The sequence below is a fragment of the Vibrio sp. VB16 genome (assembly GCF_015594925.2).
Classification (GTDB): Bacteria; Pseudomonadota; Gammaproteobacteria; order Enterobacterales; family Vibrionaceae; genus Vibrio.
This window is the reverse complement of the sequence record NZ_CP087590.1, coordinates 658,108-678,631: the sequence shown is the minus strand read 5'-3', so window position 1 is coordinate 678,631 and position 20,524 is coordinate 658,108. Positions and strand designations below refer to the sequence as shown.

Annotated in this window: 22 protein-coding genes; 11 read left to right on the top strand and 11 right to left on the bottom strand. The window is 43.0% G+C overall.

Annotated features, from left to right (window positions below):
* Positions 1 to 28: 28 nt before the first annotated feature.
* A complete protein-coding gene (locus tag IUZ65_RS03310) occupies positions 29 to 1,297 on the bottom strand; it encodes a NupC/NupG family nucleoside CNT transporter (RefSeq protein ID WP_195702381.1) in 1,269 nt (422 codons plus the stop codon).
* A gap of 288 nt (positions 1,298 to 1,585) precedes the next feature.
* Here IUZ65_RS03310 and deoD point away from each other — a divergent pair, with 288 nt between their 5' ends.
* The 4 genes from deoD (at position 1,586) to IUZ65_RS03290 (ending at position 6,030) form a co-directional block, all read left to right on the top strand.
* The gene (gene deoD / locus IUZ65_RS03305) at positions 1,586 to 2,293 is read left to right on the top strand and encodes a purine-nucleoside phosphorylase (protein WP_195702380.1); all 708 of its coding nucleotides are present in this window, start codon (positions 1,586 to 1,588) and stop codon (positions 2,291 to 2,293) included.
* 120 nt (positions 2,294 to 2,413) lie between these two features.
* On the top strand, positions 2,414 to 3,511 hold the full coding sequence (mtnA, locus tag IUZ65_RS03300) for an S-methyl-5-thioribose-1-phosphate isomerase (protein WP_195702379.1): 1,098 nt from the start codon (positions 2,414 to 2,416) through the stop codon (positions 3,509 to 3,511).
* A 130-nt stretch (positions 3,512 to 3,641) separates the two neighbouring features.
* Positions 3,642 to 4,292, top strand: a complete 651-nt coding sequence (locus IUZ65_RS03295) for an L-fuculose-phosphate aldolase (protein ID WP_195702378.1) — start codon at positions 3,642 to 3,644, stop codon at positions 4,290 to 4,292.
* 109 nt (positions 4,293 to 4,401) lie between these two features.
* A complete protein-coding gene (locus tag IUZ65_RS03290; RefSeq protein ID WP_195702377.1) occupies positions 4,402 to 6,030 on the top strand; it encodes an NAD(P)/FAD-dependent oxidoreductase in 1,629 nt (542 codons plus the stop codon).
* Positions 6,031 to 6,139: 109 nt separating this feature from the next.
* Here IUZ65_RS03290 and IUZ65_RS03285 read toward each other — a convergent pair whose 3' ends face one another.
* Together IUZ65_RS03285 and IUZ65_RS03280 are read right to left on the bottom strand one after the other, a co-directional pair.
* Positions 6,140 to 6,313, bottom strand: a complete 174-nt coding sequence (locus IUZ65_RS03285; RefSeq protein ID WP_195702376.1) for a hypothetical protein — start codon at positions 6,311 to 6,313, stop codon at positions 6,140 to 6,142.
* 39 nt (positions 6,314 to 6,352) lie between these two features.
* The gene (locus IUZ65_RS03280; protein WP_195702375.1) at positions 6,353 to 7,645 is read right to left on the bottom strand and encodes an alpha/beta fold hydrolase; all 1,293 of its coding nucleotides are present in this window, start codon (positions 7,643 to 7,645) and stop codon (positions 6,353 to 6,355) included.
* 222 nt (positions 7,646 to 7,867) lie between these two features.
* On the opposite strand from IUZ65_RS03280, the gene IUZ65_RS03275 reads away from it, so the two are divergent.
* Both IUZ65_RS03275 and IUZ65_RS03270 read left to right on the top strand, forming a co-directional pair.
* Positions 7,868 to 8,551, top strand: a complete 684-nt coding sequence (locus IUZ65_RS03275) for a tRNA (adenine(22)-N(1))-methyltransferase (protein WP_331275670.1) — start codon at positions 7,868 to 7,870, stop codon at positions 8,549 to 8,551.
* A gap of 344 nt (positions 8,552 to 8,895) precedes the next feature.
* Positions 8,896 to 9,882, top strand: a complete 987-nt coding sequence (locus tag IUZ65_RS03270; RefSeq protein ID WP_229637970.1) for an ABC transporter substrate-binding protein — start codon at positions 8,896 to 8,898, stop codon at positions 9,880 to 9,882.
* A gap of 134 nt (positions 9,883 to 10,016) precedes the next feature.
* On the opposite strand, the gene IUZ65_RS03265 is transcribed toward IUZ65_RS03270, so the two are convergent.
* On the bottom strand, positions 10,017 to 10,706 hold the full coding sequence (locus IUZ65_RS03265; RefSeq protein WP_195702372.1) for a pseudouridine synthase: 690 nt from the start codon (positions 10,704 to 10,706) through the stop codon (positions 10,017 to 10,019).
* 317 nt (positions 10,707 to 11,023) lie between these two features.
* Here IUZ65_RS03265 and IUZ65_RS03260 point away from each other — a divergent pair, with 317 nt between their 5' ends.
* Positions 11,024 to 11,233, top strand: a complete 210-nt coding sequence (locus tag IUZ65_RS03260) for a hypothetical protein (RefSeq protein ID WP_195702371.1) — start codon at positions 11,024 to 11,026, stop codon at positions 11,231 to 11,233.
* Positions 11,234 to 11,376: 143 nt separating this feature from the next.
* Here IUZ65_RS03260 and IUZ65_RS03255 read toward each other — a convergent pair whose 3' ends face one another.
* Positions 11,377 to 11,997: a hypothetical protein gene (locus IUZ65_RS03255; protein WP_195702370.1), complete on the bottom strand. Its 621-nt coding sequence runs from the start codon at positions 11,995 to 11,997 to the stop codon at positions 11,377 to 11,379.
* A 227-nt stretch (positions 11,998 to 12,224) separates the two neighbouring features.
* Here IUZ65_RS03255 and IUZ65_RS03250 point away from each other — a divergent pair, with 227 nt between their 5' ends.
* The gene (locus IUZ65_RS03250) at positions 12,225 to 12,989 is read left to right on the top strand and encodes a DNA/RNA non-specific endonuclease (RefSeq protein ID WP_195702369.1); all 765 of its coding nucleotides are present in this window, start codon (positions 12,225 to 12,227) and stop codon (positions 12,987 to 12,989) included.
* On the opposite strand, the gene IUZ65_RS03245 is transcribed toward IUZ65_RS03250, so the two are convergent.
* The 3 genes from IUZ65_RS03245 to IUZ65_RS03235 all read right to left on the bottom strand — a co-directional run bounded on the left by IUZ65_RS03245 (position 12,986) and on the right by IUZ65_RS03235 (position 15,127).
* Positions 12,986 to 13,567, bottom strand: coding sequence for an SOS response-associated peptidase family protein (locus tag IUZ65_RS03245; protein ID WP_229637969.1), 582 nt, complete (start codon positions 13,565 to 13,567; stop codon positions 12,986 to 12,988). The genes IUZ65_RS03250 and IUZ65_RS03245 overlap by 4 nt on opposite strands.
* Before the next feature lie 108 nt (positions 13,568 to 13,675).
* Complete coding sequence (locus IUZ65_RS03240) at positions 13,676 to 14,590, bottom strand: dienelactone hydrolase family protein (RefSeq protein ID WP_195702367.1); 915 nt, start codon at positions 14,588 to 14,590, stop codon at positions 13,676 to 13,678.
* A gap of 126 nt (positions 14,591 to 14,716) precedes the next feature.
* Positions 14,717 to 15,127 (bottom strand): PaaI family thioesterase, encoded by a 411-nt coding sequence (locus tag IUZ65_RS03235; protein ID WP_195702366.1) that lies wholly within the window; start codon positions 15,125 to 15,127, stop codon positions 14,717 to 14,719.
* A 130-nt stretch (positions 15,128 to 15,257) separates the two neighbouring features.
* On the opposite strand from IUZ65_RS03235, the gene IUZ65_RS03230 reads away from it, so the two are divergent.
* From IUZ65_RS03230 to nqrM, 3 genes are read left to right on the top strand one after another with little or no spacing between them, the layout of a single operon-like run.
* A complete protein-coding gene (locus IUZ65_RS03230; RefSeq protein WP_195702365.1) occupies positions 15,258 to 15,548 on the top strand; it encodes a DUF134 domain-containing protein in 291 nt (96 codons plus the stop codon).
* Positions 15,545 to 16,084, top strand: coding sequence for a NifB/NifX family molybdenum-iron cluster-binding protein (locus tag IUZ65_RS03225; protein ID WP_195702364.1), 540 nt, complete (start codon positions 15,545 to 15,547; stop codon positions 16,082 to 16,084). The genes IUZ65_RS03230 and IUZ65_RS03225 overlap by 4 nt, the downstream gene beginning before the upstream one ends.
* Before the next feature lie 8 nt (positions 16,085 to 16,092).
* Complete coding sequence (gene nqrM, locus IUZ65_RS03220) at positions 16,093 to 16,308, top strand: (Na+)-NQR maturation NqrM (protein ID WP_195702363.1); 216 nt, start codon at positions 16,093 to 16,095, stop codon at positions 16,306 to 16,308.
* Positions 16,309 to 16,395: 87 nt separating this feature from the next.
* Here nqrM and IUZ65_RS03215 read toward each other — a convergent pair whose 3' ends face one another.
* The 3 genes from IUZ65_RS03215 to guaB form a co-directional block, all read right to left on the bottom strand.
* Positions 16,396 to 17,004 (bottom strand): acetate uptake transporter, encoded by a 609-nt coding sequence (locus tag IUZ65_RS03215; protein WP_195702362.1) that lies wholly within the window; start codon positions 17,002 to 17,004, stop codon positions 16,396 to 16,398.
* Positions 17,005 to 17,200: 196 nt separating this feature from the next.
* A complete protein-coding gene (guaA, locus tag IUZ65_RS03210; RefSeq protein WP_195702361.1) occupies positions 17,201 to 18,778 on the bottom strand; it encodes a glutamine-hydrolyzing GMP synthase in 1,578 nt (525 codons plus the stop codon).
* Positions 18,779 to 18,894: 116 nt separating this feature from the next.
* Positions 18,895 to 20,358, bottom strand: a complete 1,464-nt coding sequence (gene guaB, locus IUZ65_RS03205) for an IMP dehydrogenase (RefSeq protein WP_195702360.1) — start codon at positions 20,356 to 20,358, stop codon at positions 18,895 to 18,897.
* Positions 20,359 to 20,524: the final 166 nt, after the last annotated feature.

The window sequence follows — 20,524 nt, the reverse complement described above, 5'->3', positions numbered from 1 at the left end:
GACAATTTCATTCTAGTTATTTATTTGGTTAACCTAGGCCAAAAAATATTCCGGCTATCGTCGCCCCCATTAGGTTCGACAAAATACCCGCAGCAAGCGCCTTAAAACCTAAAGAGGCTATTTCTGAACGACGCTCTGCGATCATTCCACCAATCCCACCAATGGCTATTGCTACCGTTCCTATGTTAGCAAAACCACATAATGCGAAGGAGATGATCACCTGGGTACGCTCCGTCATCGGCATACCCGTTGCCCCGACGATGGCGTCGCCACTCAGATAAGGTGCTAAGTTAATGTAGGCAAAAAATTCATTAATTACTATTTTTTGACCAATGAATGAACCGGCTAGCGTCGCCTCATTCCAAGGTACCCCCATCAACCACGCGATAGGAGAAAACAGATAACCCAAGATCAATTGCAGGCTTAGGTTATCAAACCCAACCCAACTGCCCGCTCCGCCTAATAATCCATTTAATAATGCGACTAAACCAACAAATGCTAGCAACATACCACCCACTTCGATCGCCAACTTCACGCCGTTAGAAGCGCCTGTCGCCGCAGCATCAATGATATTTAACGTCTGATTTTCTTCTGCTTTCTCTGGGTTTACATCATTTACTTTGTCTGTTTCAGGTATCAGTATTTTTGCAAATAGCAATCCACCCGGTGCCGCCATAAAAGAAGCGGCTAACAGATATTCCATTCTCACACCAAGCTGTGCATAGCTCGCTAACATGGTGCCTGCGATAGAGGCTAAACCACCACACATTACCGCGAATAGCTCTGAGCGTGTCATAGTAGGCAAATAGGGTTTAATAAGAAGAGGGGCCTCTGTCACTCCTAAGAAAATGTTTGCGGTGGCAGACATTGACTCAGCTTTGCTGGTTTTAAGAAGTTTTTGCAGTGCTCCACCTATCCATTTGACGATAAACTGCATAATGCCAAGGTGGTACAGTACGGCGGATAAAGAAGAAAAGAACACAATAATTGGCAACACTTTAAAGGCAATAACAAAACCGCCACTACCAAACAGTTCGTACATTTTGTCGCTAACAAGCCCACCAAATAGAAAGCTTATCCCATCATTACTGTAACCAATCACCGCAGAGACGCCGTTGGCCATAGACAAAATGATGTCTTGCCCAATCGATGAGTACAAGATAAGACCACCAAGGGCTAATTGGATGCCAAATGCGAATCCAACCGTTCTAAAGTTGATGGCCTTCTTATTCTCAGACAACAAATAAGCGACACCAAACAGGGCGAAAATTCCTACAATACTAATAACGAGTTCCATAATTTTTTCCATTAATTAGGTTCATACTGGAGATGACTTTCTCATAACTAGCATGAATAATTACGTGATGAATAGCTCATTTTGCTACCCTTTAATCTCACACCAATAGCTTGTTATCCAAAAGATAACAATATCTCGCTTTTAAAGTAACAAAATTATAATTTCAACTCATACAGATAACGAGATACCTACCAGTATCTATTCCAGTTTTAGATGTGATATAGGTCACTAAACTAACTGTCACTAAATTTAACAATGGAGAAAACAACGTATATAAGGTGAAAAAATATGGCGCTAGCAATTAAAGCCAACCCTAATGATTTTGCAGAAACAGTCATCATGCCTGGCGACCCTCTCCGAGCGAAGTACATTGCAGAAACCTACCTAACAGATGCTGTTGAGGTAAACAAAGTACGCAACATGCTGGGTTATACCGGCATGTATAAAGGGAAACGTTTATCCGTCATGTCTCATGGCATGGGCATTCCTTCAATTTCTATGTATGCCTATGAATTAATAAAAGATTTTGGTGTTAAGAATTTAATCCGTATCGGCTCTTGTGGCTCAGTCAGAGATGATATCCAATTAATGGATATTGTCATTGCAATGGGTGCAAGCACAGACTCTAAAGCCAACCGCGAACGATTCAAAGGGCACGACTTTGCGGCACTCGCTGACTACCACTTACTAGAAACCGCCGTAAATACGGCACGTAAACAAGAGCTAAACGTCAAAGTGGGTAACCTATTCACTTGTGACCTTTTCTACGGTCCAAATCCAGATATTTTCGAAGTACTCGAAACATACGGCATCATCGGTGTCGAGATGGAAGTGGCAGGACTCTATGCCGTCGCTTCGGAACTCGGTGCCAACGCATTAGGCATATTGACCACAACCGATCACATTAAAAATGGTGGCATGCTCACAATTGAAGAACGTGAATTGTCGCTTCATCAAATGATTGAACTGGCACTCGACACGGCAATCGAGCTTTAAGTGCGCTCATAGACGGCGCCATCTATTAATAGGTCCAATGGCTATTAATACATTCCAGAGATCACCAGAGTGAATGCCTTTGGTGACTCTCCACAGATTAGATTAGGTTAAATAAATAATATGAAAATTGACGGCAAACATTATCGCTCTATTTGGCAAGCAACGGATAACAAAAATATCCATATCTTTAATCAAGAAAAATTACCTTATGAGTTTGAAATTCTAACGCTTTCCACTATGGAGCAAGCCGCAGAGGCCATTATTTCGATGAAAGTACGTGGCGCACCTTTGATCGGTTGTGTGGGCGCTTACGGTATGGCCTTTGCCATGTCTGTCGATAGCAGTGATAAGGCGATAGAATCCGCCTATCAAACGTTGGTAAAAACTCGTCCGACCGCGATTAATCTACAATGGGCACTGGACCGCATCTGCCAGCGTTTACGACAAACTCCCCCGCAGGATCGTGTACAAGTGGCCTATGAAGAATCCGCCATCATCTGTGATGAGGACGCGGAAATAAACCACAGCATTGGCCTACACGGTTTAGAGATCATCCGCGAACTCGCCGCAAATAAAGCCCCCGGAGAAGCCGTTAACATCCTGACCCATTGCAATGCAGGTTGGCTCGCAACCGTCGATTGGGGTACGGCATTAGCACCAATGTACTTAGCGCATGATGAAGGTATTAATATCCATGTGTGGGTTGACGAAACTCGCCCAAGAAACCAAGGTGCGTTGACCTCTTTTGAACTGGGTGGTCACGGCGTCCCGCATACCCTAATTGCCGACAATGCCGGTGGGCATCTAATGCAACATGGTGAAGTGGATATGGTCATTGTGGGTACTGACCGAGTGACGGCTCGCGGTGATGTCTGCAATAAAATCGGTACCTACCTAAAAGCACTCGCTGCACAGGCCAATAATGTACCTTTCTATGTGGCACTGCCATCACCAACTATCGATCCTAGCGTATGGGACGGAGTAAAAGAAATTCCGATCGAGCAGCGCAATGGTAAAGAACAATCTCATGTGCAAGGTATTGACGCAAATGGGCAGCGCAGCTTTGTCGATACTGCGCCGACAGGTACAGAATGTGGCAACTATGCCTTCGATGTAACACCGGCAGAAATGGTCACCGGTTTGATTACCGAAAAGGGCGTATGCAAAGCCAATAACGAAGCTTTAAAGGCGATGTTTGCCGATATCATGGACAAATAATACGTCGTCCAATTCATCTTTCCCTTCGGTGTTGATAAGCCGTTAATCCACTTATCAGCACCCTTTTAATTTATTTCATCACTGCCAAATAACCTCGAAAGATCAACAAACGCCAGTATAGGAAAAAAACATGCTACTTGAAAAAGAGAGAATCGACATTGTCGAAACATGCAAAAAGCTCGTAAACCATAACCTTACCGTTGGTACCGGCGGCAATGTTTCGATATATAACAGAGAGCAAAATTTAATCGCAATCAGCCCAAGCGGTGTGGATTACTTTGCAGCCAAACCAGAAGATGTCGTTATCATGGACATGGATGGAAACTGTATTGATTCGATTCGCAAACCATCAAGCGAATGGGGTATGCATAAAATATTCTATGATCGCCGAGAAGATATCAATGCCGTGGTTCACACTCACTCCACTTACTGTACTGCCATTGCAACCTTGAGACAGCCTCTACCCGCTTCAAATTATCTGGTCGCTTTTTCAGGCTATGATGTTCGTTGCGCGCAATACCAAACTTTTGGTACTCAGGAACTGGCAGAGTCTGCTTTTGAAGCGATGCAAGATCGTCGAGCCGTCTTGTTGGCCAATCACGGTTTACTTACCGGTTCTGGAACCCTAGACGCCGCATTCCAAATTGCTGAAGAGATTGAGCACTGCGCCAAGATCCATTGTATTGCCTCAAGCTTTGGTACCCCTGTGATCCTAGACAGAAATGAGATGACACTGATGCAGGAAAAATTTAAAACATATGGTCAACCGCCTAAAAAATAGTGACGTGTTATCTAAGAGCTGTTGTTTTCGCGTGATAATGTTTATTACATTTTTGAGAGAGATCACGTAGACTACGCGATTATTTTTTCGGCCAATTATCAGGTGAATCATGATACGTCTCAACCAAGTAAAATTACCGCTGGATCACAGTGAAAATGCGTTACAAGATTATGTTTTAGAGACGCTGTCTATATCTGAGCAACAGCTGGTTGATATCCATGTATTTAAACGTGGTTATGACGCACGAAAAAAGAATCAAATCACCCTAATTTACACCTTAGATGTAACGCTAAAAGAGGTGGACGAAGCACAGCTATTAACAAGATTTGAGCAAAATCAAAACGTGCGAGTCTCTCCCGATACCGAATACAAATATGTTGCTAGCGCACCCGCTGATTTAACTGAACGTCCTATCGTGATCGGAATGGGCCCATGTGGTTTATTTGTGGCGTTAATCTTGGCTCAAATGGGCTTTAAGCCTATTGTATTGGAGCGCGGCAAATCCGTACACGAGCGTGCGAAAGACACCTTCCGTTTTTGGCGTACTAGCGAATTGAATACAGAATCTAATGTTCAATTTGGTGAAGGTGGCGCGGGTACGTTTTCTGACGGCAAACTATATAGCCAAGTAAAAGATCCCGGCTTTCTTGGCCTAAAAGTTAAAAACGAATTTGTTCTTGCTGGTGCACCAGAAGAAATTATTTATGTAAGCAAACCGCATATTGGTACCTACAAATTGGTGACCATGGTCGAGAAAATGCGCACTAACATCATTGAACTCGGTGGTGAAATTCGCTTTGAAACACGCGTAGAAGAGATAAACATTGAAGGCACTGGTGACGGTCAACATGTGACGGGTGTGAAGCTAAACGGCGGCGAAGTGATCAACAGTAGACATGTTGTAGCGGCTATCGGTCATAGTGCCCGTGATACGTTCCAGATGCTGCATGATAAAGGTGTGCATATGGAAGCGCAGTCTTTCTCGATCGGGTTTCGTATCGAACACAAACAAGCGATGATTGACCAAGCTCGGTTTGGCAAAAATGCTGGGCATCCCATTCTAGGGGCCGCAGATTACAAGCTTGTGCATCATTGCAAAAATGGTCGTTCGGTATATAGCTTCTGTATGTGTCCCGGTGGCGTTGTGGTTGCTGCGACATCGGAAGAGCATGCGGTTGTGACGAATGGTATGAGCCAATACTCTCGTAGCGAACGCAATGCAAACAGCGCAATTGTGGTGGGCATTTCTCCAGAAGATTTTAACAACGATCCTCTACAGGGTGTGGCATTGCAACGTAAGCTTGAACGTAACGCCTATGTGATGGGCGGAAGTAACTACGACGCCCCGGCACAAATGGTGGGTGACTTCTTAGCGGCTGGTCAGGGCCTGCCTTTTGAAGCGATTGAACCATCCTATAAGCCGAACGTAAAAATGACGGATCTAAGCGATGCGTTACCAGACTTTGCCATTGACGCGATTCGCGAGGCTCTGCCTGCATTTGCTAAGAAAATTCGTGGGTTTGATAGTAAAGACGCAATGTTAACAGGTGTTGAAACGCGTACTTCATCTCCGGTCCAAATTAAACGGGGTGCTGATTTCCAAAGCATTAATACTCACGGTTTGTATCCAGGTGGTGAAGGTGCTGGCTACGCTGGTGGCATTTTATCTGCCGGTATTGATGGTATCAAAATCGCAGAAGCAGTTGCACTGGATATGCTTAAGAACCGTCAAGCATAAACACTTTATTGCCAGCAAGCGGTGACAACTAAGAAGCAACGGTTCTAGTTTGAATAAGGGAAAGTACTTCCGGATCGTAAAACGCCCGTGTACCTTCCCTTATTGATTGTCAGTCATCTTTTTTATCAATGGTTATCTCTAACGATTTGCAATTACCAGCAAACCATTTCTGAACATACAGAGAACCCAGAATAGGCGCAGTTCCTTCATCAGGAACTTCCTTATAGCGAACACTATTCTTTGTCTCTTTCTCGTATTCGAACTGCACTACTTTCTTTGTCATACTTTTCCCCGTTGGGCTTTATTCTTGAAAATTCGTGGGCTATTTGGGTAGGTTATCTAACGCATTCGCCATCATCACTAAACGGTCCAGGATCTTTTCACCATCGACACCGAGACCGTTATGTTCATATTCATTGGTAATCCATACCTTAGACATCGGAATATTCTCCAATGTCTCGCGGGTGTAATCAAGCTCAACGTACATGTCATCGGCATAGGCAGCACAAGCGATCGGTACTCTGTTTTTACTCAACGTCTCAGCGTTGTACAGATCTCCCCAGTTTTCTTTCTCTGCTAACCTATTTGCCGCTTCACGCAGCGGTTCTAATGTCTTTAGCTGACGGAACATCCATGGGTATACCATTTCCCCTGTGAACCAGAACCTATCCCCTATTCGATAGTTAAATTGAGAATAATGTTCACGAACCCGATGCGCTGACCAGTTTGATGCAAAGCCTTGGCAGTAGATAGATTCATGCAAAATAGCGTAGATAGGGTTGGTGAGATAGCTCTGCTCTTGCTGCATTTGGCTCAAAAATCCGTAGCTTAGTTGTTTGTCGCCGTTCACCTCAATAAAGGCACTTTCTAGCGTATAATAGAGCGGCAGGTTTGCCCCTCCACGCCCCAGATTAATACCAATCAACTGAAATTGTTCAACGGTAAAGTGTTGACCATTCGGTAGTGTCACTCGGTTTTCAAGTAAGTACTGGGCTATATCACTGCACATGTCTTGTGCTTGCGGGAACTGAGCAAAGAACGCGTTATTCTTATCCATTACCCGCTTATAGGTCGCCATATAAACATCATCGGCATGTCGATAAATCGAAGGAATGCCGCCTGTCACGTAACAACGTAATAAGCTTTGTGGAAATAACGATAAGTAAGACAGCGTACAGAAACCACCAAAGCTCTGCCCTAGCGTGGCCCATTGTTCGATACCAAACTGTTCACGAATCGCTTCTGCGTCGCGCACGATATTATCCGCTCTAAAGTGAGAAAGGTATTCGGCCTGCTTCTCAGCAGACAGGTGTGCGAGTGATTCTTGGTTAACCACTGAGCTGTTACCTGTACCTCGCTGATCTAACAAAAGAACGCGATAGTCTTGAAGTGCTCGTTTTAACCAACCCGACTCACTGCTTACCCGTGGTGACGGAAAACCAGGGCCACCTTGAAAGTAAACCAACCAAGGAAGATCGTGGCTATCTTTGGCTAATTCAACAAGCTCACGGGCGAACACCTGTATTTGTTCACCTTCACCATCTTGATAATTCAGCGGCAATGTAAAACGGTGTTGTCGATACAGGGTCGAGCCATCAATAAAACGCTTTTGCACTCAGGTGTCCTTATTGTTGATAACATATGAGATGTAGTGTGAGAGTGACAAATCGCCCCTCAGACAAAAAAATATTAACACTATTTACGGTTTAGACGGCAACATAATTTGCTAAACCAACCGTCACTGTAAAGAAAAGATAGGCAGCATAATAAACTCGGCTAACCTCTTCGCTAAAAGTTAGAAAACCATTACAATGCGCTCGTTTTTAACCGTTAGTAGGTGGTTTCCTTGAAGCTTAGTAAGAGATTAATACAAATAGAACAAATGGTGACATCAGGCTATGCCCACGTTTGGGATTGCTGTTGTGATCACGGCTTTCTTGGTGCCGCTTTACTGTCTCGTCAGGTCTCTTCAACGGTCCATTTTGTTGATATTGTGCCCGAGCTAATGGCTGAGTTAAACCGTAAGCTTGATCGTTTTTACTCAAGTTCAGCATGGGAGACTCACTGCCTTGACATCGCCAAGCTACCTTTGGAGCAATATGAAGGGAAGCCCCTAATTATCATTGCAGGCGTTGGTGGTGATTTGATGATCAAGTTCATCGATGCGATTAATCAAAAGCATTCAGGATTAGATATTGATTTTTTACTCTGTCCTGTTCATCACCAATTTGCATTACGTCAGAAGCTAATCGAACTTGATTATCGATTGAAACACGAAGTTCTCGTTGAAGATAACCAACGCTTCTATGAAATTATTCTGGTTTCGTCAACGAAAGAAGAAAACAGGAAAATTGGTCCAGTTGGTGAAAAAATTTGGCAATCTGAATCATCGGTTCAAGCTGCAATAGCTGAAAAATACTTGAATAAAACGCTTAACCATTACCGCCGTATTCAACAAGGTAACACCACCAACGTTCAACCCATCATTGATGCGTATCGTACGGTAAAAATCTCATACTGATTCAGCCTAATCAGTAGAAATTCTACCGTAACGGTTACGAATCCACGCGAAAAAAAATGGCAATCTATCATAAAGCCTCCACAAAATACTTAGTACTCTAATTAAAATAATGTTACATCATTTAACAATTAAAATGATCCGCTAATTGCCCCTCTGTAAAAATGAGTGGATATCGGTGAAAAACATCTATTTTACTGGGTTAATGTCTACATCATGCACTTTGTTACGTTTGCCTATTTGCTCTTGTCAATTAACCACCAGCAAAGTAATTAATTGAGCTCTAAGTATATTTTGTGTATTCTATCGACCAAAATATGGACGTATGTCACTAAATGGAGAGAGAAATGAAAATCAGACTATTAGCTTTGCTATTTGTCGTGAGCCACTCGGTACAAGCCGATGAAGGGTGTGGAGAAGTAACCATTGCAGATATGAACTGGACGTCTGCGAGCTTTATGGCGAGCGTCGACCGTTTTATTCTTGAGGAAGGTTTTGGTTGCGAGGCATCATTAGTTCCGGGAGACACCACACCAACCAGTACGTCGATGCTCGAGAAAGGTGAGCCCGATATCGCACCTGAGATGTGGACGAATGCGACTAAAAAGCTGCTAGATCAAGGTGTCGCCGACAAACGGATACGTTATGGCGGTGCTTCACTGAGCGATGGTGGTGAAGAAGGCTTTTGGGTCCCTAAATTCATGGTGGACAAATACCCAGAGATGGCGACTATTGAAGGTGTGATCAAGCACGCTAAACTATTTAAACACCCAGAAAACCCTGATGCTTCAGCATTCTATGGCTGTCCTGCTGGTTGGAACTGCCAAATTTCGGCAACCAATCTGTTTCGAGCTCTAAAACTGGATGAAGCTGGCTTTGACCTAATTGATCCAGGATCAAGTGCGGGACTATCAGGCTCGCTTGCCAAGGCTAACATACGTGGAGAAGCTTGGTTTGGTTACTACTGGGCTCCAACCGCAATCTTTGGTCGATACGATATGGTCAAAGTCGATTTCGGTTCAGGCATCGATATCGAAGAGTTTCTTAGTTGCACCACAATCGATGATTGTGAATCGCCTAAAGTCACCATGTATCCACCGTCAACAGTGGCGACTATCATCACTGAACCATTCGCCGCTCGCGAACCTCAAATAACGGATTACCTGAACAAGCGTAGCTTTACCAATAAAGAGATGAGTGCAGTACTCGCTTGGATAGAAGAGAATCAGGCCGATGGCGAAGGTGCCATGGAGTACTTCTTGGCTGAGCAGCCTGAGATCTGGAGAAAATGGGTATCTCCAGAAGTCGCCGATAAAGTGGCTAACGCGCTTTAATTGAGACTATGGCCAGTTTTTACTGTCCGCTCTATTAAGATTCAATAGAGTGTTCTGCCTTCGCAGAATGCTCTATTTTTTGTTCAACGTTCAACGAACTTGGAATATCTAGGCGTACATTCCCGTCGATTAACTTACTTGGTAAAGGAATGAATTTCATCGCTGGTCAAGTAGCGCCACTGTCCAACCGCAACATCCAAACAAACATCTCCAATTTCCTCACGATGAAGCGAAACTACGCGGTTACCTACGGCGGCGAACATACGCTTAACCTGATGAAACTTACCTTCAGTGATGGTCAAAAGCGCTTCTTTGGGGCCAATAACATCCAATATGGCAGGCAACGTTGATTGCTGTTCGCCTTGTAACTTCACGCCTTTATTAAACGTTAAGGCAACATCATCCGAAATCACACGCGACAAACCGACTCGGTAGACTTTGTTGCACTGCTTCGTAGGTACCGTGATATTGAACGACCAACGTCCATCATCCGTAATCAAAACCAATCCGGTTGTATCAGCATCTAAGCGACCCGCAATATGCAGCTCGGTGGTTTTTTCAATGTCTAAATAATTAAACAGAGATGGGTAGGCTTCATCGATATTTGAACAGATAGTACCGGCGGGTTTATGCATCATAATATAGCGAAAATCACGAGCCGTTAATTCAGCGCCATTTAACATTATCGTATTGTTTTCATGCACCTGAGTCGACTCGTTCGTCGTAATACATTGATTAACCAAAACGTCACCCGCGTTTATCCGTTTTATCGCTTCATTTTTTGTTAACTCAGTACTTTTACAAATAAATTTATCAAGGCGCATTACGGGCACATTATGGAGTTGAGAGGGCTAAACATTATCCTTGCTCACCGATAATTATCAACCATTCCGTGAGCATTACGAAAAAAGAACCTCAGTTACGCACGTCGTTTATTCGTTCATTTCGGATAAACAAGTATTACCTAACGACCGATGTTGAACTTCATAATACATCTACATAACCAATTGAATTTCCTTGCTTAATACGAACTAAAACAAAGACTACGCGTATTAATTTTAGGTTGACTAAATTCGCAAGTAAGACTAATGTTAAATGGAACAGTATGTATTTAATTTCTCATTGAAGTGAGGTACTGCTTATGCTCCAGGATGTAATCAATCGAGTCAATCAAGCCCGAAAAATGGCTCAGCAAAGTTCACACTTTCAACATTCAGCACAACAACACGCCGAAGCAATCAAATCACAAGAAACGCCCCCATCAATCACACAAAAAAGAAAACATAAAGCAAAAAACAAGTCATTAGCCGATGTATATAAACCGTATTTTGAGGCTGACACACAACACTAAAATTCCCCTTAGTCAGTTCATGGGTTAGCCTTCGCTAACCCATTTTTTACACGTATTGAACGTTTAATACTAATCTGGAAAAGTGATAGATCAACAATATGGAGGTAGTGACGTAGACATCAATGGGCCTGCCTTTATCAAACCTAGAGCTCTTTAAAATATACCCCTTCATTTTCATCCACTATATGGAAGCCAACTTTAAGCAGATACTCTTTATGCTCGGGGGTTGTAGCGTTCGCTTTCAGTACCTTGACTCCTCTATCTTTAATCACATTAGGGTTAGAGACATAGTAATAGTGGGCCAACTTAAAATCACGATACTCAGGTGTAACGTAGTCGAGTAATACTGATAGCTCACCTTCAGGGCTTATATTGCCCACGAGCACACCAGCAATACTGTTGTTTCTCAACATGTAAAAGGCCGTATCAGCTCCTTTTAACTCCGTTGTAGACACTTGAAGCTCTATCTCACTTTTATAACTTGAAACAAAATAATCAAAGTATTCTGAGCCAACCGACTCGGTAATTAAGGTAAATTGTTCTTTAGTGGTTCGGATTTTCCATAAGAAATAAATATTGATGCCCGCGATACCAATGTTCATGAACATTGTAGGGTACGAGTCTATAAAGTACGCGAACATCGCAAATAGGACACAACCAATAAAGTTGATCACCCTAAGTTTAATGATGGAAGTCATAGTCAGTGAAACCAATACCACTAACGACGCTAAATACCCAAACCACTCTACCCAATCAAAACTCATATTTCTGTCCCTATATAATTGTTTAATTTAAAGATAGCCCAATTTTGCGAAGACAAATAAATACATCCAATGTTCATTACCTATAATTGCAGGCGGCATCATCAATCCAACACTTCTAACCCACCATTTGTCCCTCAAAAAAAACCATTGGACGTCACCTCTCTACCTTGATACCGCACAGCAACCTGCTAACCTAATCAGTACTATGTACGGTTAGGAATATAATAATGAAAAATCTCGCTTTCTTCTTCTTAGCGTCTTTGCCTCTATCCGTGGCAAATTCATCAACAAAAATAGAAAGTCCACACTGTCCTGTCGGTTGTCCAGAGATCCAAATTGATGGTAATACCATGATATTTGAACGGCTTTATGCGTTATCTCAAAATCCCACCACAAAATTTGCTGACTGGGTTGCCTATGAAGTGGATGTGCAAAACTTTGGCACGCACACAAACAGGAACTGGAAGAATCAACCCCTGCTTTCAGAAGATGAAACACTAGAAGAGAAAGATTACAAGAATGCTTATAAACAGCTAAAAACCGACAGAGGGCATCAGGTTCCACTCGCCAGCTTTACCGGCAACAAATATTGGTACACATTAAATTACTTAAGTAATATCACCCCCCAATCAAGTGCTTTAAATCAGAATGCATGGCAAGAACTCGAAAGCAAGGTAAGAGAGAAAGCCGAATTTAGAGACTCGTTATATGTAATAAGTGGGCCGATTTATTCAGACAACGCCATGGTATTACCTGCCGCCGATGAATCTCATAAAATACCTTCTGCTTATTACAAGATCGTCTACAAACCGAATAAAAACCTTAGCAAAGGCGAAGCGGCTGTATTTATTATGTCTCAAGATATAGACAAAAATGCTGATTTTTGCAGCACGATAACGGACCTAAAAGCGCTGCAACCACGATTAGCGTATTCATTGCCCCAATCCCTGACGGATAGTACTAAGATGGCAACCAGACTCGATTGTAACTAGAAAAGAAACCCTTGTTGAGGTAGCGGATCGCTCGTCGTAATGTTCAGCTCTCGTTGATAGGGCAGAGCCAATAACGCATTGGCCTGCACTACTGAGCCACATAGCCAAGAGTCCACATCACTATCTTTGAGTAACAACGGCATTCTATGGTGAATGGCTGCGCACTGTAGGTTAGGTTGAGTGGTTAACGTCACCATATTCTGGTTATTTGCTAATGCGATACCCGCCATATAAAGCGGTTTGTCTTCAATATCAGAAAACAAATATTTCTGTTTACTCCCTTTCTCTTCTTTCCATTCATACCAACCGGAACAAGGAACAACAACTCGATGGCTTATATATGACGCGCTAAACGTCGGTTTACTCGCCACACTTTCAGCCTGAGCATTGATGATCACACGATTGGCCCAACTCGGTTTAACCCCCCACAAAAGTTCAAATTGATGCATTGAGTAATCTGTTCTTCCAACAACAGAAACCTGTTGAGAGGGACAAAGGTTAGAGTTGGTTTTAGCAAAAAAACGTAGGCCTAATGCCGCACTCACGGCCTCCGCTAACGGGTCATCTATGATGTTCAATCTTCCGCACATAATTTCTACACGTTGTTAATTTCGTGTCTAAAGTATAGAACAGTTAAGTATCAAACGTTGAAACCGAGCTCTTCAGGGTAACAAGAGCCCCTTCCATTACACTAAATGTTGATTAAAAAATTCAACCGTCCTTGTCCAGGAAAGTTCCGCTTCATCCGGCGCATATCTACCCGTAGAATCGTTGTGGAAGCCGTGATTGACACCTTTATAAATATGGGCAGTGTAATCCACTTTATTCGCCATCAATGATTTCTCATAATCCGGCCATGTGCCATTTACCCGTTTATCTAACTCACCAAATTGCAGTAAAAGCGGCCCTTTAACTTTACCTCGAATCGCTTCTGCCGCAGGAGTGCCATAGTATGGAACGCCTGCATTAAGTTGCTCAGGGATGCTTGCAGCAAGCATATTGACAATATAACCACCATAACAAAAACCAACCGCACCTAACTTTCCGGTGCTCATTTCATGAGACTTCAGAAACTGAGCCGCGGCGATAAAGTCTTCTTCTAATTTTACTTTATCCATGCCTTTTTGCATGGTACGTCCTTCATCATCATTACCCGGATAACCACCTAACGGATACAGCCCGTCAGGAGCAAAAGCGATAAAACCTTGCGCCGCGAGGCGTCGAGCAACATCTTTTATGTAAGGGTTAAGGCCTCTGTTTTCATGAATGACCAATACGACAGGCGCTTTACCCTCTAATTTTGTTGGCACAACCAAATACCCCTGACATTCTCCATGTCCTTTTGGAGAATCATATTTGACATAAGAGGCTTTAATTAAAGGGTCATTAAATGAAATTTGCTCAGCATTGGCGTAATTGGGAATCAAAGCACTAGTCAATACCGTCATGGTAAAACCCAAGGCGACAAGCCCACCTAATCGTGCCATAAATTCACGACGATCAATGAGGCCGTGCGCGTATTCATCATACCAATCAAAAGCTTCCTGTGGGATTGGCCTTAAAGTTTGCGTATCATCTTTTAACTGACTTGATGTATCCATACTCACCTTTCTCCTTTTATAGAAATATCGATCAACGGGGTATTCTACGGTTGATTAAGCTCATCGGATCATTTTCTTAATAAGTCTAGTCTGATGTGTTTGGTAATGAGAGGTATTTACAATAATTTACGCTTTTATTAGAAGAAATTTGGCCTTAGCGCGTGCCAATATATTGTCATTTAATGAAATAAAACTGGTCAATTTATACATTCCCCTTTGTTCCGCAACACAAGTTCCAACAACGACTAACTCTTGATTAATCGGTACGGGTTTAATGAACCTAACGGTCAACTCTGCTGTCATGGCTTCTAAATGTCGAGCAAACAGGCAATGTGTCATCGCCGCATCCAATAAGGTGCTGATCACTCCACCATGCAACACGTTCGGATACCCTTGGTAGGATTCATCTAGTTTTATCTTTGTCATAACGCTATTTTCGCAGACAGATGCAAACTGCAATTGTAGTGAGTTGGGGTTGAAGTTCGACTCACCACATGCAATACAGTTATTGTGGCTATTTGGCTTAACATTTCTCATTTTTTACCCTAGTGATTAAAGCGGCTTTCATGCATAATTTATAGCATATGCTATAAATTAACCCAACCTTTTTATTGGCATATGCCAATAACTGACGTATAGTTTAATTGAAACTCTTTTAGGAGAAATTATGGCCAGACCCAAAAAATGCCGTCGCATTTGTGGGCGACCTGTACACAGCTGCTTTAAACCCAATGGGATACCGCTCGGAAAACTAAAGAAGGTAGAGATACTAGCTGAAGAATTCGAAGCGATAAGACTCGCTGACTTTGAGAAATTGAGTCAACAGGAAGCAGCAGATCAAATGGGAGTTTCAAGGCAGACTTTTGGCAATATTGTAAATCTAGCTCGATTTAAGGTTGCTTCTTGTCTCGTAGAAGGTAATGCACTTGTTCTAGAAAATAAGGAGTCAGAACAATGATTTATGCTATCCCACACAGCCGAGAATGCGTCGCTAACCACTTTATGAAAGCCAAGCAATTCGCTTTTATAAATGCAGACAATTCATTTATACACGACGCAATCAACCCCGCAGCAGGTGGTAATTCGTCTTGTAGCGACAAAAAAGAGAGCATCACGCTCATTAAAAAAATGAAAACCGATGCGGTCATCGTGCGCAACATAGGTGAGCGAGCGCTAGGAAAATTACTCAGTTCCGGCATTCGTGTGTTTCAAGTTTCACAGCAAACACCCGTCGCCTCGGCGATAAGTAGCTCGATGATCGAACTAACTGAATCAACGCAAGGTCGTCCTTCAAAGAAACATCTGCAAAAAGGGGGATGCTCTGGACATTCATGTGGTTGCTCGGAACAGTCAGGCGGATGCAGTGACCATCATGGCGCTGGTCATCATCGTGCGGGCCTTCATGGTGCAGAGAAACGTGGTGCCAGGCATGGAAAGGCGATGTTCAGACAGATGAATCCTATATCGTCTCTATCTCCGCTAGATAAAAGGTAGGTTTCGACATGACAACGATGCTCATAACCTTTGGTTTTTTTCTGATCGTTATTTTATTAATGGCCATTGGCGTCATTTTTAATAAAAAAACCATACAGGGAAGCTGTGGTGGGCTAAACAATGTCGGTGTCGATCAGGTGTGTAATTGTGAGACGGTTTGTGATGAACATAAGCTTTATCAGATTTCAGAACCAGAAGACAACAATACTAATTCCACTAAATAACGGGTCAGACAGAAGATCAAAAAAGGCTTTAGTTTTCACTAAAGCCTTTTAAGTAAAGTCTATTGTTAACCGTGTGGTTTATTGCTTCTAAGCTGGTGCTTGCTCTGCAATTACTATCTCTTTTTTAGCGCGACCAATAAAAGGCTTACCGACAGGCATGACTTCACGACCAAACTCGTTATTAAGAACCTGCGCCATGGCAAAGTAAATCGCACTCGCTCCGCAGAAAATACCTTCAAAACCGGCAATCGTACCAACAAATTCACTACCCGTGAAATCTCGAATGGCAAGAAGAGCGAACAGAATAGTTAGAGAACCAAAAACTACTTGCTTCGCCGTTGGATAACAAAGAGAACCGATAAACATAAAGCCAGTGAAGATACCCCAAAGAGTAAGATACCAACCCATAAACCCTTCAGGGCTTGCCGCTAGTCCCATCTTAGGCATTACGATTAAGCCAACAAGCGTCAACCAAAATAAGCCGTAAGAACTAAATGCTGTGGTACCGAATGTATCACCACGCTTAAAACACATTATGCCAACGATAACTTGACCTATACCACCGTAAAAGATGCCCATCGCTAGGATCATTGAATCCATTGGGAAAAATCCTGCATTGTGGATATTCAGAAGGATAGTTGTCATACCAAAGCCCATTAGACCTAATGGGGCTGGGTTTGCTAGTTGTGTCGACATCTGGTCTTAACCTTATCAAAAATAGTTGAAAGAAATAAAAAAAAGTTGAAGTTGGCGCATATTAGATGAAATTTTGTTCAGGTTCAACTGTTATTCCACATCAAATACAAAAAGATACATTGCATAAATTTAGGTTAAAAAAACCAGCTCGAAAGCTGGCTTTTGGGGTACCAATTACGGACAAGTAATCAGATGTTTATTCCCACTCAATCGTCGCTGGCGGCTTACCAGAGATGTCATATACCACTCGAGAAATGCCATCCACTTCATTTATGATTCGGTTGGATACTTTTCCTAAGAAATCATATGGTAAATGCGCCCAAATTGCGGTCATGAAGTCGATAGTTTCTACCGCTCTCAATGACACAACCCAATCGTATTTACGGCCATCGCCCATTACACCAACAGAGCGAACAGGAAGAAAAACCGTAAACGCTTGAGAAACCTTATTATAAAGGTCGGCATTATGAAGCTCTTCAATGAAGATAGCATCTGCACGACGAAGAAGGTCACAATACTCTTTTTTAACTTCACCCAATACGCGAACACCTAAACCCGGGCCAGGGAATGGATGGCGGTATAACATGTTGTATGGGAGCCCAAGCTCTAGACCAATCTTACGAACCTCATCTTTAAACAGTTCGCGTAATGGTTCAACTAAACCCATTTCCATATCATCAGGAAGGCCACCAACATTATGGTGGGACTTGATAACGTGCGCCTTACCTGTTTTAGAAGCCGCCGACTCGATCACATCAGGGTAAATGGTACCTTGCGCAAGCCATTTGGCATTCTTAAGCTTCTTCGACTCTTCATCAAATACGTTGATGAACTGATGGCCAATAATTTTACGTTTTTTCTCTGGATCGGCTTCACCAGCCAATGCACTTAAAAAGCGTTCTTCCGCTTCAATCTTGATAATGTTCAGACCAAAATGATCTCCAAACATATCCATCACTTGCTGACCTTCGTCCAAACGTAGCAAACCGTTATCAACAAAAACGCAGGTCAATCTATCACCAACCGCTCGCTGCACTAACATAGCGACAACCGAAGAATCCACGCCACCAGATAATGCTAGGATAATCTCGTCATCCCCTACTTGCTCTTTTATGTTAGCAACCGCATTTTCAATGATAGATTGAGAAGTCCACAGCTTTTCACAACCACAGATATTGAGAACGAAATTCTCTAGCATGCGCAGACCTTGGCGGGTATGCGTTACTTCTGGGTGGAATTGAACACCATAGAATCTTTTCTCTTCATTTGCCATCGCCGCAAATGGGCAGGTATCTGTCTCTGCTACTTTAGTAAAGTCGGATGGAATACCAACCACTTTATCTCCGTGGCTCATCCAAACGTCTAGCAGTGGTGCTCCATCTTCAGCAATCGCATCTTCGATGTTTTTGAACAGTTCACATTCGCTAATCACTTTAACTTGTGCGTAACCGAATTCGCGTTCATCAGAACTCGCGACTTTGCCACCAAGCTGTTCAGACATGGTCTGCATGCCATAACAGACACCAAAGACAGGAACGCCCGCTTCAAAAACGTATTGAGGCGCTCGTGGAGAGTTATCTTGTGTCACACTTTCTGGCCCACCAGAAAGAATAATACCGTTAGGGTTGAATTCACGGATATCCGCTTCATCGACATCCCAGCTCCACAATTCACAGTAAACGCCAATTTCACGAATTCGACGTGCAATCAACTGTGTGTACTGAGAACCAAAATCTAAAATCAAAATACGTTGATCGTGGATATCTTTTGTCATTTTCTCTTCTCAAATTAGGTTGATGAAATAACTCTACAACAAGTCAGTTCTCAATCGATGTGAACATAAGTCTATCGGATTAACCCTATTCACATCGATAACTAGATTACAAAAAATTAACCTAAACGGTAGTTTGGCGCTTCTTTAGTTATCTGCACGTCATGTACGTGAGACTCTTTCATGCCAGCGCCAGAGATACGAACAAACTCAGCTTTAGTGCGCATATCTTCAATGGTCGCCGACCCCGTTAAGCCCATGCTCGAACGTAAACCACCCATCTGCTGATGAACAATCTCTTTCAGGCGACCTTTATAAGCAATACGACCTTCGATACCTTCAGGAACCAATTTGTCTGCGGCATTATCGCTTTGGAAGTAACGGTCTGAAGACCCTTGAGACATCGCGCCTAGAGAGCCCATTCCACGATAAGATTTGTATGAGCGACCTTGATAAAGAATGATATCGCCCGGCGCTTCTTCCGTACCGGCGAACATTGAACCAACCATGACGCAAGATGCGCCCGCAGCGATTGCTTTGCAGACATCACCAGAAAAACGAATACCACCGTCAGCAATAACAGGAATACCATATTGGTCTGCAACATCGACCGCATCGGAAATCGCCGTGACTTGAGGTACACCAACACCCGTTACGATACGAGTAGTACAAATTGAACCCGGGCCGATACCCACTTTCACCGCGCTGACACCAGCGTCGATGAGCGCTTTTGCACCGGCACCTGTTGCAACATTGCCACCCACAATATCTAGATTAGGATAAGCGGCACGTGTTTCACGAATACGAGTAAGTACGCCTTCTGAATGACCGTGTGAAGAGTCGATAAGCAGTACGTCTACGCCTGCTTCTACAAGGGCTGCAATACGTTCTTCATTACCCGCGCCGGCACCGACACCGGCACCAACACGCAGACGACCTTTATCATCTTTACAGGCGTTAGGTTTGCGCTCTGCTTTGTGGAAGTCTTTTGCAGTAATCATACCCGTTAGTTGAAACGCATCGTTTACAACCAACACTTTTTCAACACGAGCTTTGTGCATCTCTTCTTGAACTTCTTCTGGAGATGCGCCTTCTTTTACGGAAGCTAAACGTGCTTTTGGTGTCATCACCTGATCGACTGTTTTATCAAGGTCAGTCACAAAACGGATATCACGACCAGTGATAATACCAACTAACTCATTGTTTTCAGCAACAACAGGATAGCCAGCAAAACCGTTTTTTTCGGTTAGAGCGAGTACATCTGCGATCGTATTGGTTGGTTTAACTGTCACTGGATGCGAAACCACACCTGCTTCGAAGATTTTCACTAAACGAACCTGTTCAGCTTGCTCTTCAATGGACATGTTTTTATGAATAAAACCGATACCACCTTCTTGAGCCAGTGCGATGGCAAGGCGAGCATCCGTAACGGTATCCATAGAAGCCGATAACATAGGAATATTCAGCGAAATATTTTTGGTTAACTTGGTGCGAAGGTCCGCTGTATTAGGAAGCACTGTCGAATGTGCGGGGACGAGTAAAACGTCATCAAAAGTGAGCGCTTCTTTTGCTATTCGTAGCATTGCAATATCTCTCAACTATGGTTTTAAAAAAACCGAGGTTAAATACGAAAAATTCACCCTTATCGTTTCGCATAATAAGGATGAATCAAATTTGAATCTAAATTGATATTGCAGACGGATTATACGCACGACGCAATCGTTTCGCTACTCATTTTTTAACTTTTAA

Coding starts and splice junctions, on each gene's coding strand:
- IUZ65_RS03310 (WP_195702381.1), bottom strand. CDS start 1,297: ATGGAACTCGTTATTAGTATTGTAGGAATTTTCGCCCTGTTTGGTGTC.
- deoD (WP_195702380.1), top strand. CDS start 1,586: ATGGCGCTAGCAATTAAAGCCAACCCTAATGATTTTGCAGAAACAGTC.
- mtnA (WP_195702379.1), top strand. CDS start 2,414: ATGAAAATTGACGGCAAACATTATCGCTCTATTTGGCAAGCAACGGAT.
- IUZ65_RS03295 (WP_195702378.1), top strand. CDS start 3,642: ATGCTACTTGAAAAAGAGAGAATCGACATTGTCGAAACATGCAAAAAG.
- IUZ65_RS03290 (WP_195702377.1), top strand. CDS start 4,402: ATGATACGTCTCAACCAAGTAAAATTACCGCTGGATCACAGTGAAAAT.
- IUZ65_RS03285 (WP_195702376.1), bottom strand. CDS start 6,313: ATGACAAAGAAAGTAGTGCAGTTCGAATACGAGAAAGAGACAAAGAAT.
- IUZ65_RS03270 (WP_229637970.1), top strand. CDS start 8,896: ATGAAAATCAGACTATTAGCTTTGCTATTTGTCGTGAGCCACTCGGTA.
- IUZ65_RS03265 (WP_195702372.1), bottom strand. CDS start 10,706: ATGCGCCTTGATAAATTTATTTGTAAAAGTACTGAGTTAACAAAAAAT.
- IUZ65_RS03260 (WP_195702371.1), top strand. CDS start 11,024: ATGCTCCAGGATGTAATCAATCGAGTCAATCAAGCCCGAAAAATGGCT.
- IUZ65_RS03255 (WP_195702370.1), bottom strand. CDS start 11,997: ATGAGTTTTGATTGGGTAGAGTGGTTTGGGTATTTAGCGTCGTTAGTG.
- IUZ65_RS03250 (WP_195702369.1), top strand. CDS start 12,225: ATGAAAAATCTCGCTTTCTTCTTCTTAGCGTCTTTGCCTCTATCCGTG.
- IUZ65_RS03240 (WP_195702367.1), bottom strand. CDS start 14,590: ATGGATACATCAAGTCAGTTAAAAGATGATACGCAAACTTTAAGGCCA.
- IUZ65_RS03235 (WP_195702366.1), bottom strand. CDS start 15,127: ATGAGAAATGTTAAGCCAAATAGCCACAATAACTGTATTGCATGTGGT.
- IUZ65_RS03230 (WP_195702365.1), top strand. CDS start 15,258: ATGGCCAGACCCAAAAAATGCCGTCGCATTTGTGGGCGACCTGTACAC.
- IUZ65_RS03225 (WP_195702364.1), top strand. CDS start 15,545: ATGATTTATGCTATCCCACACAGCCGAGAATGCGTCGCTAACCACTTT.
- nqrM (WP_195702363.1), top strand. CDS start 16,093: ATGACAACGATGCTCATAACCTTTGGTTTTTTTCTGATCGTTATTTTA.
- IUZ65_RS03215 (WP_195702362.1), bottom strand. CDS start 17,004: ATGTCGACACAACTAGCAAACCCAGCCCCATTAGGTCTAATGGGCTTT.
- guaA (WP_195702361.1), bottom strand. CDS start 18,778: ATGACAAAAGATATCCACGATCAACGTATTTTGATTTTAGATTTTGGT.
- guaB (WP_195702360.1), bottom strand. CDS start 20,358: ATGCTACGAATAGCAAAAGAAGCGCTCACTTTTGATGACGTTTTACTC.